The organism is Tianweitania aestuarii (assembly GCF_018457165.1).
GTDB lineage: Bacteria > Pseudomonadota > Alphaproteobacteria > Rhizobiales > Rhizobiaceae > Tianweitania > Tianweitania aestuarii.
In genome coordinates this window covers 52,754-66,432 of sequence record NZ_JAFMNX010000002.1, presented here as the reverse complement: position 1 = coordinate 66,432, position 13,679 = coordinate 52,754, and the positions used below count along the sequence as shown (strand labels likewise).

10 protein-coding genes are annotated in these 13,679 nt (G+C 63.0%); 5 read left to right on the top strand and 5 right to left on the bottom strand.

What is annotated here, in order from left to right:
- Positions 1 to 56: 56 nt before the first annotated feature.
- The gene (locus JYU29_RS08490) at positions 57 to 6,875 is read right to left on the bottom strand and encodes an apolipoprotein A-IV repeat region-like domain-containing protein (protein ID WP_213984389.1); all 6,819 of its coding nucleotides are present in this window, start codon (positions 6,873 to 6,875) and stop codon (positions 57 to 59) included.
- Between the two features lie 318 nt (positions 6,876 to 7,193).
- Here JYU29_RS08490 and JYU29_RS08485 point away from each other — a divergent pair, with 318 nt between their 5' ends.
- Both JYU29_RS08485 and JYU29_RS08480 read left to right on the top strand, forming a co-directional pair.
- A complete protein-coding gene (locus JYU29_RS08485; protein ID WP_213984388.1) occupies positions 7,194 to 7,526 on the top strand; it encodes an Hpt domain-containing protein in 333 nt (110 codons plus the stop codon).
- 94 nt (positions 7,527 to 7,620) lie between these two features.
- Positions 7,621 to 7,941, top strand: a complete 321-nt coding sequence (locus JYU29_RS08480; RefSeq protein ID WP_213984387.1) for a 2Fe-2S iron-sulfur cluster-binding protein — start codon at positions 7,621 to 7,623, stop codon at positions 7,939 to 7,941.
- A 29-nt stretch (positions 7,942 to 7,970) separates the two neighbouring features.
- Here the strand turns inward: JYU29_RS08480 and JYU29_RS08475 are convergent, their stop codons facing one another.
- Positions 7,971 to 8,576, bottom strand: coding sequence for a DUF922 domain-containing Zn-dependent protease (locus JYU29_RS08475; protein WP_213984386.1), 606 nt, complete (start codon positions 8,574 to 8,576; stop codon positions 7,971 to 7,973).
- Between the two features lie 205 nt (positions 8,577 to 8,781).
- Here JYU29_RS08475 and folP point away from each other — a divergent pair, with 205 nt between their 5' ends.
- From folP to folK, 3 genes are read left to right on the top strand one after another with little or no spacing between them, the layout of a single operon-like run.
- A complete protein-coding gene (folP, locus tag JYU29_RS08470; protein WP_250157314.1) occupies positions 8,782 to 9,555 on the top strand; it encodes a dihydropteroate synthase in 774 nt (257 codons plus the stop codon).
- 18 nt (positions 9,556 to 9,573) lie between these two features.
- Positions 9,574 to 9,936: a dihydroneopterin aldolase gene (gene folB / locus JYU29_RS08465; RefSeq protein WP_213984384.1), complete on the top strand. Its 363-nt coding sequence runs from the start codon at positions 9,574 to 9,576 to the stop codon at positions 9,934 to 9,936.
- Positions 9,937 to 9,941: 5 nt separating this feature from the next.
- Entirely contained in the window at positions 9,942 to 10,439 is a 498-nt protein-coding gene (folK, locus tag JYU29_RS08460; protein WP_431192843.1) for a 2-amino-4-hydroxy-6-hydroxymethyldihydropteridine diphosphokinase, read from the top strand.
- Positions 10,440 to 10,450: 11 nt separating this feature from the next.
- Here folK and JYU29_RS08455 read toward each other — a convergent pair whose 3' ends face one another.
- From JYU29_RS08455 to JYU29_RS08445, 3 genes are all read right to left on the bottom strand, one after another.
- Positions 10,451 to 10,990, bottom strand: coding sequence for a hypothetical protein (locus tag JYU29_RS08455; RefSeq protein WP_213984383.1), 540 nt, complete (start codon positions 10,988 to 10,990; stop codon positions 10,451 to 10,453).
- Positions 10,991 to 11,097: 107 nt separating this feature from the next.
- Complete coding sequence (locus JYU29_RS08450) at positions 11,098 to 12,168, bottom strand: YcjF family protein (protein ID WP_213984382.1); 1,071 nt, start codon at positions 12,166 to 12,168, stop codon at positions 11,098 to 11,100.
- The gene (locus JYU29_RS08445; protein ID WP_213984381.1) at positions 12,165 to 13,625 is read right to left on the bottom strand and encodes a YcjX family GTP-binding protein; all 1,461 of its coding nucleotides are present in this window, start codon (positions 13,623 to 13,625) and stop codon (positions 12,165 to 12,167) included. The genes JYU29_RS08450 and JYU29_RS08445 overlap by 4 nt, the downstream gene beginning before the upstream one ends.
- Positions 13,626 to 13,679 lie beyond the last annotated feature (54 nt).

The following is a 13,679-nucleotide window of genomic DNA, read 5'->3' as shown; positions in this document are numbered from 1 at the left end:
TTGCACAAAAAAAGCGGGCCGAAGCCCGCCTTTTGCTTGTTGCTGGTGACAGCGGGTTATTTCAGCCGGCCGCTGGCGTGAGCCAGCATCGTGTAGACCTTGCCCGTGTCGGACGACAGATAGGTCTGCGCCATCATGTTATCGCGATCGTTGCGCGTGACATCGGCAAGCAGCTTATCGAAATCGTTGCAGTAACGGTCGACGGCGGTACGGAACTCCGTGTCGGCTTCATACTTGCGACGGATCTCGTCGAAGGTCTGCTGCCCCTTAAGGGTGTAGAGACGGCGCGTGAAGACGTTGCGCTCGCCCTTACGGTAGCGATCCCACAGCTCGATCGATGCGTCATGGTCGATTGCCCGGGCAATGTCGACCGACAGTGAGTTGAGCGATTCCACGACATGCAGCGGAGAGCGGGCGGGCGTGGAAGGCTGCGCGGCTGGCGCCGCAGCGGTCGTCTCTTCACGCGATGCACCGCGCAGGAGATCGCGAACCCAACCACCCTGCGGTGCCGCTTCGCGTGCCGGAGCCGGTCGCGATGGCTCGAGACGCGTGGCAGGTGCCGGTGCCGTCATCACGGTCGTTGCAGCGGGTGCTGCCGCTGGGCGTGGTGCCGCAGCAACCGGTGCCGCGCTCGGTGCCGATGGCGCAGGTGCCGGAGCAGCTGCGGGTGCCTGCTGGCGGGGAGCCGCCCGTTCCGTCGCATCGAAGGCCCGTCCGGACTTGGCGACGATGTCCGACAGTTCCTTCAACGCATTGATCTGCTCGGTGACGGCGCGGCGCATGGCCGAGGTCGACTGCTTCGTTTCTTCCGGCAGATCCAGCACGCCCTTCTTGAGCTGCGAGCGCGTTTCTTCGAGATCGGTACGGATCGCGTCGGCGGTCTTCTTCATTTCCGTTGTCGCATCGGCAAAGCGCTGCGTTGCCGATTCCACCACTTCCGAGATCGAGGTGCGGATCTGGTCCGTCGAGCTGCGGGTGCGGCCTTCGGCGCGTTCGAGCGCCTTGCCGACCAGATCCTCGAAGGAGCGCATGGTCTGCTCGATGTCTTCGGACTTCTTGACGAGACCAACGGCCAGTTCCTCAAGCGCGCCCTGACGATCATCGAGCGTCGAAGCGAGATTGCTTTGTGCGGAGCCGAGCAGGTCGGATGCGTTGGACAGAACCTTGCCGTGCTCGTCGAAACGACGGGCAATGGCGGCGATGTCCTTCAGCGTGCTGGACGACAGTTCGGTCAGACGGCCGGCATTGGCATCGATGAGGCGTGCCGAGCTTGCGAAGGTCTGCGCCGCACGTTCGGTTGTGGCGGCGAAGTTCTGCGTCGTGCCGACCAGCTTCTCGTCAATGCTGGTCAGGTTGCTTGCAGCCGATTCCACCAGCTCGCCAAGGCGGGCGTTGGAAGTGCTCAGGCGATCGATCAACTCGCCGACACCTGCGCTGAGCGAAGAGCGTGCGCCTTCCACGGCTGACAGAGTTTCCGCCGTGCGGGATGCGAGCGCGTTGACGAGTGCTTCGTTTTCCTGGCGCAACTTCTCGGCTGCACGATCAGCGGCTTCTTCCAGATTGGTCTGGAGTTCGCTGCCGCTGGCCGCGAAGCGTTCCACAAGAGGACGCGCCGTTTCATCCAGGAGCTTGGCAATCTCGGTGGAGCGATGCGCCAGCATCGCGCTCAGGTCACGGGCATGTCGCTCGATCGTCTGAGCGGCTTCGCCGGTGCGCTGACCGATATGCGTGTTGACCGCGTTGAACGTGTCGGCGAGCTCCGCAGCACTTGAAGCGAGCTTGGCTTCCGCAGCCTCAACCTGCTCGTTGAGCTTCTCGCCCACCGTGCTCGCGCTGGCTTCCAGACGCTGGTTCATGTCGCCGAGCTGTTCGCTGACGCGAGCAGCAAGTGCGCCCATGCTGGAGGTCAGGCGGCGATCGGCCTGGGTGAGTGCCGTTTCGAGCGCCTGGGTGCGGCCGTCGAGCAGTTCGGCCGTTTGCGAGGAGCGATCTGCGATGCGCTGATCGGCTTCGGCAAAGATGCCGGCCAGCTCGGCTGCGCGGCTGGACAGCATGGCTGCCGTTTCTTCCGCACGGCCGGTGAGGCGACCATCATTGGCATCGAAGGCTCGTGCGATCTCGTCGATCTTGGCGAGCAGCGCCTGAGCGGCGTTGTCGGCACGAGCCGAAAGCTGGCGGTCGGTGTCGGACAGTGTGTTGACGATCTCTTCTGCGCGAGAGGCCAACAAACCGGTGCTTTGTGCAACACGATCGGCGATGCGCTGATCGGCGTCCGTGAAGGCACTGGTGATTTCCTCGGCTCGTTCGCGCAAGCTGGCATCGCTGCCGGCAACCCGTTCGGCCAGACGTTGATCAGCCTGGTCGAGAAGGCGTGCAAGCTCTTCCGTCCGCGAACCGAGCTGCGAGCCGCTGTTGGCGAAGCGTGCGCCGATCGTGCGGTCGGCTTCGGTGAGAAGCTTGGTCAGTTCCTCGGTGCGCGAGCCGAGCAGGGCACCGCTGTTGTCGAGACGCGATGCGATGGCCTCGTCTGCGTCGCCCAGAATGCGCGCGATGTCCTTTGCACGGTCCTGCAGGGTCTGGTCGCTGGCAGCGATGCGCTCTGCGATGCGGCGATCGGTTTCCGCCAGAACGCTTTCGATGCCGTCGCTGCGTTCGCGCAGCAAGGCGTTGCTGTCGGTGAAGCGGGCTGCGAGGCGCTTGTCGGCATCAACGATGGCGCGCGCCAGTTCCTCGGCATGAGCCGAAAGCTGGTTGCCGCCCTCGGCAAAACGCGTGGACAGCTGGTCGTCGATCTTGTCGAAGCTGCCGGCGATCTCACCGACCTTGGCGTAGAGCAGTTCACCGCTCTGTTCGGCACGCTCGCGCAGCCGGCGATCGGCTTCTTCAAGCGCCTTGGTGATAACAACAGCGCGTTCGGCAAGCTGCGCACCGCTTTGTTCGGCACGTTCCTGGATGGCGCGGTCGGCATCGGCAAAGGCGTGCGCCACGTCCACGGCGCGTGCGCCGAGCTGGGAGGCAACGGCTTCCGCCATGGCAGCCAGGCGTTCGCCGTTGGCTTCCGCGCTCTTGCGCAGACGCTCGTCGGCCTCGCCAAGCGCTTCGGTGATCGAAGCTGCCCGCGCGGAGAGTTGCGTACCCGTTTGTTCGGCACGATTGCGGATGTCGCGATCGGCATCTGCGAAGGCGCGGGCGACATCTTCGGCGCGGGCGCCGAGCTGGGACGCCACTGCTTCAACCATCGCTGCCAGACGCTCCCCGCTTTCTTCCGCGCTGCGGCGCAACCGTAGATCGGCTTCTTCGAGGGCGCTGGAGATGGCAGCGGCACGTTCGGAAAGCTGGGTTCCGGTCTGTTCTGCGCGGGCGTGGATCTCACGATCGGCATCGGCGAAGGCGCGGGCAACGTCCTCGGCGCGCGCGCCGAGCTGTGCTGCGGTCGCATCCACCCGGTCGGCGATGCGTTGGTCGACATTGACGAAGGCCTTGTCGGCTTCTTCGTGCAAGGTGGAGGTGACCTCGACCAAACGATCGCGCAGCGCTCCGGCCACGACGCCGGCGCTACGCTCCAGCGTGCCGCGGACATTGTCGATGCCGGTCGCGAGCGCCGTTTCCATGGTGCGCGTGCGCTCTTCGATCACACCTGTGTGGCGGCGGAAGGATTCATCCAGGCGCTCGGCATCGGCGGTCAGAGCAACCGAAACGCTCGCAGCACTGTTGGCCAGCGCATCGTTGAGCTCGGCACGACCTGCTGCCAGAAGATCGGCAATCTGGCGACGGCTGTCGGCGAAGGACTGCGTGACGTTTTCGCCGCCTTCGGTGAGGGCACGCACATGCGCCAGAACAGTTTCATCCAGCGCGATGCGGGTTTCGTCGAGCTTCTGGAGATCGCCTTCCATGACCCGCGACAGGTAGCTGCGGCCTTCTGCGAGCTTGCCGACATGGCTGGATACGGCCGTGTCGATCTCGGAGCGAACTTCGGTGAGACGGGCGAGGTCGTCTTCGATTGCGCGGCTGAGTGCGGCGCGACCTTCTGCGAGCTTCTCGACATGACCGCCCAGTGCGGAGTCTGCCTGCAAGCGGGCTTCCGCGAAACGCTGCAGATCGTCTTCCAACGCCTTGGTGAGCTGCTCTCGGCCTTCGTCGAAGCCGCGGATCTGCTCGCTGATCATACGGTCAACGGCATAGCGGGATTCGGCAATGCGCTGCAGATCGGCATCAAGCACGGCGCTCAGGCGCTCGCGGTTTTCGGCAAAGCGGCGCTCCTGCTCGTCCACGGCCGCAGCCATGGCGCGGGCATGTTCGTGCACCGAAAGGTTGATGCCTTCGCGAGCAGCGCCCAGCGTGGTCTCGAGTGCCGTGCGCGCGTCGCCGACGCGGATGTCGAATGTCGAGGTGGCCTCGCTGAGCGACTTGTCGAGCGTGGCGCGGCCTTCGCGCAGAGCCTGTTCGAGCGTGGTGGAGGCATCGCCCAGCGTGTTGCCGAGCGCTGCTTCGCCGCCGCGGAAGGTTTCCTGCAACCGGGTCACCGCGCCGCCGATGGCAGCACCGACGCGCTCGTCTGCACCACCAAGGCTGTTGGTGAGGTTTGCCTCGCCGTCGCGGAACGTGTCTTGCAGCTTGGAAACCGCGCCGCTGATTGCGGCTTCAACACGGTCGCCCGTGCCGGACAAGGTCGCGTCGATCGAGGTTTCGCCGGCGCGGAAGCGGGCTTCCACGGTGTCGGCTGCGTTGCGGATAAGATCGTCAAGGCGGGTCGTCGCATCGCCTATGGCTGCTTCCACGCGGTCGGTTGCCCCGCCCAGCGAAGAGCCGAGCGCAACTTCGCCCGTGCGGAATTGCGTTTCCACCGTGGTGGCGGCTTCGCGTACGAGGTCGGACAAGCGGACCGAAGCGTCGCCCAATGTGGTCTGGAGATGCGCCGTGGAGTCGGCCAGCGCGTCCTCGATGGCGGAGCGTGTCGTGTCGGTTGCGGAGGACAGGGCAGCGCGTGCATCGCCCAGCGACAGGTCGATGCGGGTGCGTGCTTCTTCCAGCTTGCGCAGATCCTCGTCCAGATTGGCGGACAGGTCGTCGCGCGTTGCAGCCAAACGGCCGCTGAAGTCGGCGGCGCGGGTTTCCAGCATGGACGAGGCGGACAGAACGAGATCGGCCATTTCGGAGCCGATGCGCGCCTTGCCTTCGTCGATAACGGTAATGAGGTCCTGCTTGCCGGTCGCAAAGGTGCCGGCGATGTCGCGGGTGCGCGCCATCAGGGTCTCATTGATGCTGCGGGCGCGGGCTTCCAGCGCCGTGTTGAGCCGCTCGGCATTGCTGTCGAGGGCTTCTGCGCGGGTTTCAAAGGCGCCGATCAGCGACTGACCCCGTTCGGCCAGCGTCTTCTCGATGCCGCCAAGCTTCAGTTCGAGTTCTTCGCTGAGGGCACGCGTTGCGCCGCCGAGCAGCGACACGAAGCCGGATGTACGCTCGTCCAGCATCTCGGCCAACACGCGGTTTGCGCCGTCGGTCTGCTGGCCAAGGGTCGCGATGCGGGTGTCGAGCAAACCGGCAAAGGCTTCGCCGGAGGTGGTGATGCGCTCGGCAATGGTGTCCAAACGGCTGTCGATGGCCGTTTTCACCTGCTCGCCGCGATCGTTGAAGCTCGCAAGAAGCGCATCGCCGGACTCGGTAAGCGTGACGGCAAGACGCGTGGAGGCATCCTGGATGTTGCCGCTGATCACGGCTCCGGCCTGGCCGAGCTCTTCCTTCAGCTGTTCATGCGCGCCCGAGATGGAAGCGCGAACGCGCTCGGCGTGGCTGACCACGGCTTCGCGTTCGGCGCCGAGACCATCCACGAGGGAGCGAATGCGCATTTCATTTTCGGAATAAGCGCGCTCGAGTTCGTTGACCTCGGTGTGAACGAGCGTTTCCAGCTCAACGGCACGAGCCAGCGTGCGCTCGATGCCTTCACCCATGGCGGAAACTTCGCGACGGATGGCCTGGCCCACCATCATCACGCGATCCTGCGCGATGGTTTCGGGTTCGGCGAGACGACGCGCGACTTCGGAGATCGACTGCGCGGCAATCCGCATTTCCTGGGCGCGGCGCGTCATCACCGCGAAGGCCCAGAACAGCATGACCGGCAAAACCGTGCCGGCCGCAAGGCCCATCACGGACGGGTTCGCCAGGATTTCCGGATAGCTGGCAGGCTGCCAAATCTGCGGACCGTAAAGCGCGTTGGCGAGCAGTGCGCCGCCGCCGACCCAAGCGGTCGACAGGATGGTGGCGCCCCAATAAATGGCGCGCGACGGACGGCGTTCGGCTGCGCGCTCTACCGACGTGCTTGCGGATTTGAAGCGGTCGTTGGCGGGTGCAAAAACCGGGGCAGGGGCTGGAGCCGGATCAGCCGTGCGCGACAGCGGTGCGGCTGCGGGCTCTACGTTGGCGGCTTCAATCTTTGCCGACGGCTGCGGCTTCGGCTCTGTACGCGGTTCAGCCACAGGTCCGGCTGCAACGGGCGTGGCCACAGCTGGTTCGGCTGCAACGGGTTCTGCGGAGGAATGCGGACCGGAATAAAGCAGCGCTTCATCGAGATCGAGCGTGTCGTCCTCGGTTGCGCCGGCAATCGGGTCGAACTGCATGGAAGCGTCGGAGCGGGGCTGCTCGGGCGCTTCGGGCTGGTCGACAACAGGAACTTCTGCTTGAGCCTGAGTGTCGCCGCGACCTTCGCGCGCCAGCTCTTCGGCAGCCTGGGAGATCTGCAGCTCGAGATCTTCCATGGACGAGTCCATGTCGAAATCGCTGGTCAGGTCTAGCGCCAGTGCTTCTTCCAATTCCCGGCTGACATCCTGGTCATCGACGGCAGGATCAGGCTTGCGGCTGGAATTCACTTTAAGAGCCATATGACGCTACCCCGTACGCTGTTCGAAGGGTCCCGCGCCATTAAACGGCCACAGGAGTCCTTCGTATCCAAGCTCATATCGTACTGGCACAGATGGCCAATGAAAACTAACAACGCGCGGAATGTGTAAAAGTTTAAATACAAGGTTAACGACGACCGTGCCGATCGTGCGGTTTTCAGTGTTTCCGGGCAAGTTGTCGTTAACATGCAGGAGGGCGGGGTGCCCTTAGCCTGTGGATGAAGGGGGTGGCGACATGAGAGCATCATCAAAAATGTGGAAGGCCAAGCGCTTTTCGCCGTCGAGCGCTGGGATTGCGCGGTGAGTGAGTCTGCCGAAGCACTGCGTGCGCCGCCGATCGACCTGCACTTTCTGGCCGGCCAAACGATGGGCGACAGCGAGCTGCAAACCGAGGTTCTGGCACTGTTCAAGCAGCAGGCACAGTCGGTTGCGGAAGGCATAAGCCAGGCGACGCCGGATGAGCGTCAGCACCTCGCACATGGGCTGCGAGGCTCGGCCGCTGGTATCGGCGCTGCGACGCTCGCTCGATGTGCCGCCGAGGTCGAGCATGACCCGTCGGCGAGCGACAAAGTCGCCCGCCTGCTGCAATTGATTAGCGAAGCCATCGCGCATATCGACGAAATCTCAGCCTGACAGTTATGAGGATCAGGCGTGCGGCCATAAACACGTTGACTTGAGACATGCAGGACTTAAGTCGGTGGAGGCCTCATTTCCCGGGAAATCTACCATGACTGCTATTACGATGGTCGCCTTTGACGGCACGCGCTTCGATCTTCAGGTCGAGAACGGCACGACGGTCATGGAAGCGGCGCTGCGCAACAATGTGCCGGGCATCGAGGCGGAGTGCGGTGGCGCTTGTGCCTGTGCAACCTGCCACGTCTATGTCGATGAGGCTTTCACCGCGCTCGTTGGCGAGCCAGAGGCCATGGAAGAGGACATGCTGGACTTCGCCTATGATGTCCGGCCGAACTCCCGACTTTCGTGCCAGATCAAGGTTCGCGACGAGCTTGATGGACTGGTCATTCAGGTGCCGGAGAGGCAGGGCTGATCAAAGCCTCTTAGCCTCCACGCAACAGGCTACATGCGCTCCATGCGATATTGCAGGAGCCGCAGGATGCGCCGTTCGAAATTGATGCCTTCGATGCGGTCGAAGCGGGTTTGCTCACGATCGTGCTTCGCCAGCACCTGATCGGTCACCTGCTTGACCTTGGCCTGCGCTGCTTCGCAGCTCTTGAAGCGGCCAAGCTTGCGAAGCGTGTTCTCGAGTTCACGCGCGTGGTTCTTGCCGATGATGACGTGGCTTTCCTCGTGCCGCTTGATGTCCGCAGACAGAGTGTTCCAGATCAGCCTCGTTTCCTGATCAGCGCGACGCGGCGTTTTCCAGCGCGGCAGAATGACTTTCACCTTCAGCGTCACGGCCGCTCTTACCACCCGGCAGGCGCCGTTGGTCTCCGCGTAACCGACCTTCGAGGTAAACTCCATCTGCGCGGCACCTGGATGCCGGCTTCCCGAGCCTTTGAGCTGCGGCCCGCGCTTGTTCAGCTCATTTTCCAGTTCTTCGAGCGTTCCGCCCCGAATGTTGAAATAGCTGTAGCTCTTCACGAGGGAGGCCGCATGTGCCGGCAGGCCGAGAGAGGCGGCAATCATGGTTGCCAGAACAAGACGTTTGGTCAGCCTTTGCATGGCAAAGCTCCGTTGGGCCTCAACCATGCCCATGCTGATCTTAACAGGCAATGAGGATGAAAGGTGGCGTAGGTCAGCATTTCGCGACATTGCAAAGATTGTGAAGCCGCAGCATAGCAGGGTAATGACCAAGGAAACCGAACAACACAGTCCCTGGCGCCTGGCCCACGGCCGTAACTTGGAGCTCGGGCACGGAGCGCAGATCATGGGCGTGTTGAACGTGACTCCCGACAGCTTTTCCGATGGTGGCCAATTCTCGAGCCTCGATGCCGTGCTTCGTCAGGCCGAGCGGATGGTGGAAGAGGGCGCTTCGATCATCGATATCGGCGGCGAATCCACCCGGCCAGGCGCAGCAGCGGTTTCGCCTGAGGAGGAGCGCGCTCGCGTGCTGCCTGCGATCAAGGCGATTGCGGGACGGTTCGACGTGCTGCTCTCGATCGACACCTACCGGGCCGAAACGGCAGAAGCGGCGGTGGAAGCGGGCGCGCATATCGTCAACGATGTCTGGGGTTTGCAGCGCGAGCCTGATATAGCCGACGTGGCAGCGCGCACCGGTGCGGGCCTCGTCATCATGCACACCAATCGCGGTGGCCGCGAGATCCTTCCCGATGTCATCGAGGATCAGTTTTCCTTTCTGCAGCGCTCTCTTGCGATCGCAGGGGAAGCCGGAGTTGCAAACGAGCAGATTGTTCTCGATCCCGGATTTGGCTTCGGCAAGGAAACGCCGGCCATGAACCTTTCTTTGATGTGGCGCATGAATGAGTTGAAGGCGCTTGGCTTTCCACTTCTTGTCGGCACGTCGCGCAAGCGCTTCCTCGGCACGATTACCGGCCGCGACCCTGCGGAGCGCGATGCGGCGACGGCAGCCACCAGTGTGATCCTGCGAATGGGGGGCGCCGTCCTTTTTCGCGTGCATGATGTCGCAATGAACAAGGATGCCCTTGCCGTTGTGGATGCTATGCTTCAAGGCGAGACCTGACCTTAAGAGCGACGTTCCATGTACGTGATCCGAATGAAGAACTGCGCCTTCTTTGCCCGCCATGGGGTGATGGAGGAAGAAGAGCGGCTGGGTCAGCGCTTTTATGTTGATGCCGTGATGACGGTCGATGCCGCCGAAGCCGTTGCCGCCGACGAAATTCAGGGCACGGTCGATTACGGCGTGGCCTTCATGGTGATCGAAGAGGTCATCACGGGAGCGCGGCGCTTTCTGATCGAAGCGCTGGCTTTGGAAGTGGCAAAGAAGCTTTGCGCACGCTTTCCGCAGATCGCCAATGTCGAGATCACGGTGCGCAAGCCCAATGCACCCGTGCCCGGTGTGCTCGATTATGTCGAAGCAACGATCGCCTGGCCGCAGGGCTGATCGACGTGCATCGTGCCTTTATCGGGCTGGGCGGCAATCTCGGCGATCCGCAGGCTGCCATTCGCGACGCCTTGCATCGCCTGGACGAGCGCGCCGAGATCAGTATCGTTGCCGTGTCGTCGCTTTATCGCACGCCACCTTGGGGCAAGCTGGACCAGCCCGACTTCTTGAATGCGGTTGCCGAACTGGCGACGACGCTTTCGCCGCGAGCGCTTCTGGATATGTGCCTTGCAACGGAAAGCCAGCTGAAGCGCATCCGGCAGGAGCGGTGGGGGCCGCGCCTTATCGACATGGATGTGTTGTGGTTCGACTATCGCAGCGTGGATGAAGGCGGCTTGCAGCTGCCGCATCCACGTATGGGCGAACGTGCCTTCGTGATGGTGCCCCTGGCAGAGATCGCGCCTGATCTTTTGACGAAAGACGGAACTGCGGCTGATGTCGCAGCCCGCCTCGAAACGAGCGGCATCACGATTGCCGCTTCGGGCGAAGACTGGGCGCGCTGAGGCGTGGCAGCCTAGTTCTTGGAGATGGATCCGACGGCGGTCGTGTCGACGCGCTTCAGGCTCATGCCGATCACCGGCACCATGTCTTCGTTCACGCGAACGGAGATCGTGACATTCATCGTTTCCGGATCGGCCAAACGCGCCAGCATCGCACCGCGCAACTGTGCACGGTGCAAGCCGAAAACAGCCTTGTCGCCGGTCACGTTGCCGGAGGTTACGTTGAGCCCTTTGCCTTCCGCACCGTCGAGAAACGTGCCGGAATAGGCCTTGCCGTTCTTCTCGAAGCGGGCTGACATCACCTGCGTGAACATGCCGACGCGGCAACTGCCATCGAGCGCCATGCCGACCTTCTGAGCGTGGCTAGAACCCGTGAAGCTGCAGTTGAACTTCGTGCCCTTGTATTTGCCGGCAACGACTTCGCCGCCACCGGTCCATTCGCCCTGAACGCCTTCAAAGAATTGCTTGTCCTGGTCAGCGGCCAGAACAGGCGAGGCGGCCATGGAGGCGAGTACGGCAACAGCCGCCGCAGCAGAAAGAACAGTGCGTTTCATCAAAGGGCTACCAGACAGGGACACGAGGGCTGGAAAACTGAGCGTGACCATGCCCTCGAATGGTTAATGCTTCGTAGCGATCGTGACCGATTGCCACCTGCATCGTGTCACGTTCGGTCACCATCCTGTTCGCTTCGGCGCGCGCGAGCAAAGGTCGAAAGCGCTGCGAGGAAGTCGCTGATGCCGGGACGTCGCACGGCATTGAAGGGAAGCGGACGGGCCGTTTCCATGGCTGCAAGGCCGATGCGCGCCGTCATCATGCCGTTGACCACGCCTTCGCCGAGCCGTGCCGACAAGCGCGCCGCCAGCCCCTGGCCGACCAGCTGATGCACGAGGCTGTCACCAAAGGCGACAGTGCCGGTCACGGCCAGATGCGCCAGAACATCGCGCGCGATGCGGATGAAGCCCAGCGTGCCGGGACGGCCGCCGTATAGGTCGGCGATACGCCGGATCAGCCGTCCGGCTTCGAAGATCACATAAGCGAGATCCACAAGCGCTCTTGGGCTGACGGCGGTAACAAGCGACACGCGCTTGGCGGCGTCGAGGATCATGATTTGCGCCCGCTGATCGAGCGGCGTGAGCAATTCCGTTTCGGCGAGGCGCATGAGATCGGCGCCGTCGATGACGTCATCGTGCAGATCGCTCAACATGCGCCGGCCAGCAGCCGTTTCCGGTTTGGCCGAAAGGAATGAACTGAGATCCTGCACCAGCGCGCGTGCACCCTTGGTGTCATTGTTGGCAATCACGGCAGTGCCCCGGCTGCGGAACACTTCCATCGATTTCAACCGCCGAAGGGCGATGAATTCGCGCAGAAGGATTGCAAGCAAGGCCAATGCTGCGATGCCGGCGAGACCTGCGGCGAGCCAGCCCAGCCATTCGGTGCGGGCAAACAGATCGCTGATGATGCTTTCGGCCCAAAGGCCGAGCGCCAAGGACACGAAGGCGCCGAATGCGGACAGAAAGATCGCAGTCAAAGGCGAGCGGCGGCGCTTGGCCGTGGCCGGTGGCGGCGGTGCGGTCACCAGATCGGGTTCGTCGAAGATGTCGTGTTCTGCCTCACGCACGGAAGACGGATCCGAAATCGCACGCGGGCGGCGTGGAGCAGCGTCCAGATGTACGGGGTGTTCCGGTTCTGCGGTGATCGGAAAGGAAGCGGGACGGCGCGGCGGGGTCGTCATGCGAGTTGATCCCCCAGCAGAAACTGCAAGGCACGGTCGAGGCGGATATGTGGCAGCGACAGCGTTACGCCGGCCTTGTTGCGTTCGAGCCTCGGCGGGCGGAAACGCACGAAGCGGATCGGATGAGAATTTGATTCAGGGTCTTGAAAGATCGAGTCCGGTTTTGCCGGCAAGTCACCGGGGAATATGGCTGTCTCCGTTTTCCCGTCGAACCGCTCACCATCGATCGTTTCACCTGCGAGCGGCGTTCCCATGATCACGGGCAGGGCGTCCGAGCCTTCGCCAACGGTGCCTTCGCGTGTTGCGCGCACGGCAGCCATGGCCACGACATCGACCATGGCGCCGGAGAAATCAGCGCGGGCGATGGCGCGGTCTGCGATGCGCCGCACGATCGCCTGGAGGCGGTCGTGGCTTTCGTGGTGAATGTGGTCGGCTTTGGTTGCCGCAATCAGGATGCGGTCGATGCGGCGCGACACGAGGCCGGTCAGCAGATTGCCGCGTCCTTGCCGGAAACATTGCAGGATCTCGGTTAGCGCGCGTTCTAGATCGGCCACAGCTTCCGCGCCGGCATTCATGGCCTGCATTGCATCGACGAGAACGATCTGACGATCGAGCCGGGTGACATGCTCACGGAAGAAGGGCTTCACGACGTGCGACTTGTACGCCTCGTAGCGCCGCGCCATCATGGCATGCAGCGACCCGCCGCGCGGCTTGGCGTCGCTGAGATCGGGCAGAGGTGCGAAGGTCAGCGCGGGCGAGCCTTCGAGATCGCCCGGCATCAGAAAGCGACCGGGTGGAAGTGTCGATAAGGCCCGGCTGTCATCCTTGCCGGCCTTCAGATAGGCGGTGAAGCTCTCGGCGAGCGAACGCGCCGTCATCTCATCCGCGTCCGCATTCGGATCCACCGTTGCGGCTCTAGCGCGCCACTCCTCCGAGAGCTTGGCTCTGACCGGGAACGCGGCCAGTTCGAAGACATCGCGGGAGAACTCCGCGTAGCTTTTGCCCAAAAGCGGCAGATCGAGCAGCCATTCGCCCGGATAGTCCACAATGTCGATCGACAACCGGCCGCGGGAGAACATGCGGTTCCAGCCCGATGCGGACTCATACTCTACCGTCAGCCGAAGTTCGGAGATCGCGCGCGTAGAGTCCGGCCAAACCCGCTCATCGATCAGCGCACGGATATGATCCTCGTATTGGAAGCGGGGCACGGCATCATCAGGCTGTTCTTCAAGGAACGCGCGGGTGATGCGGCCCGATTTCTGCGCCTCGAACATCGGCAGACGGCCGCCATGCAGGAGGTTGTGCACCAGCGCAGAGATGAACACGGTCTTGCCAGCGCGCGACAGTCCGGTCACGCCAATACGCAGCGTTGGATTAACGAGGTTGCTGGCGCGGCCGGTCAGCGTGTCGAGCGCAATACGCGCTTCATCGGTCAAACTGGTGATAGGAGATGCCACGCTCGGCTCCGTTAAGGTCCGAGGCGGATATAGAGACTTCAGCTTCCTTTTAAA

What these genes read in the sequence shown, in the direction of transcription:
- JYU29_RS08480 (WP_213984387.1), top strand. Translation starts at nt 7,621, where the DNA reads ATGACTGCTATTACGATGGTCGCCTTTGACGGCACGCGCTTCGATCTT.
- folP (WP_250157314.1), top strand. Translation starts at nt 8,782, where the DNA reads ATGGGCGTGTTGAACGTGACTCCCGACAGCTTTTCCGATGGTGGCCAA.
- folB (WP_213984384.1), top strand. Translation starts at nt 9,574, where the DNA reads ATGTACGTGATCCGAATGAAGAACTGCGCCTTCTTTGCCCGCCATGGG.
- JYU29_RS08450 (WP_213984382.1), bottom strand. Translation starts at nt 12,168, where the DNA reads ATGACGACCCCGCCGCGCCGTCCCGCTTCCTTTCCGATCACCGCAGAA.
- JYU29_RS08490 (WP_213984389.1), bottom strand. Translation starts at nt 6,875, where the DNA reads ATGGCTCTTAAAGTGAATTCCAGCCGCAAGCCTGATCCTGCCGTCGAT.
- JYU29_RS08475 (WP_213984386.1), bottom strand. Translation starts at nt 8,576, where the DNA reads ATGCAAAGGCTGACCAAACGTCTTGTTCTGGCAACCATGATTGCCGCC.
- JYU29_RS08455 (WP_213984383.1), bottom strand. Translation starts at nt 10,990, where the DNA reads ATGAAACGCACTGTTCTTTCTGCTGCGGCGGCTGTTGCCGTACTCGCC.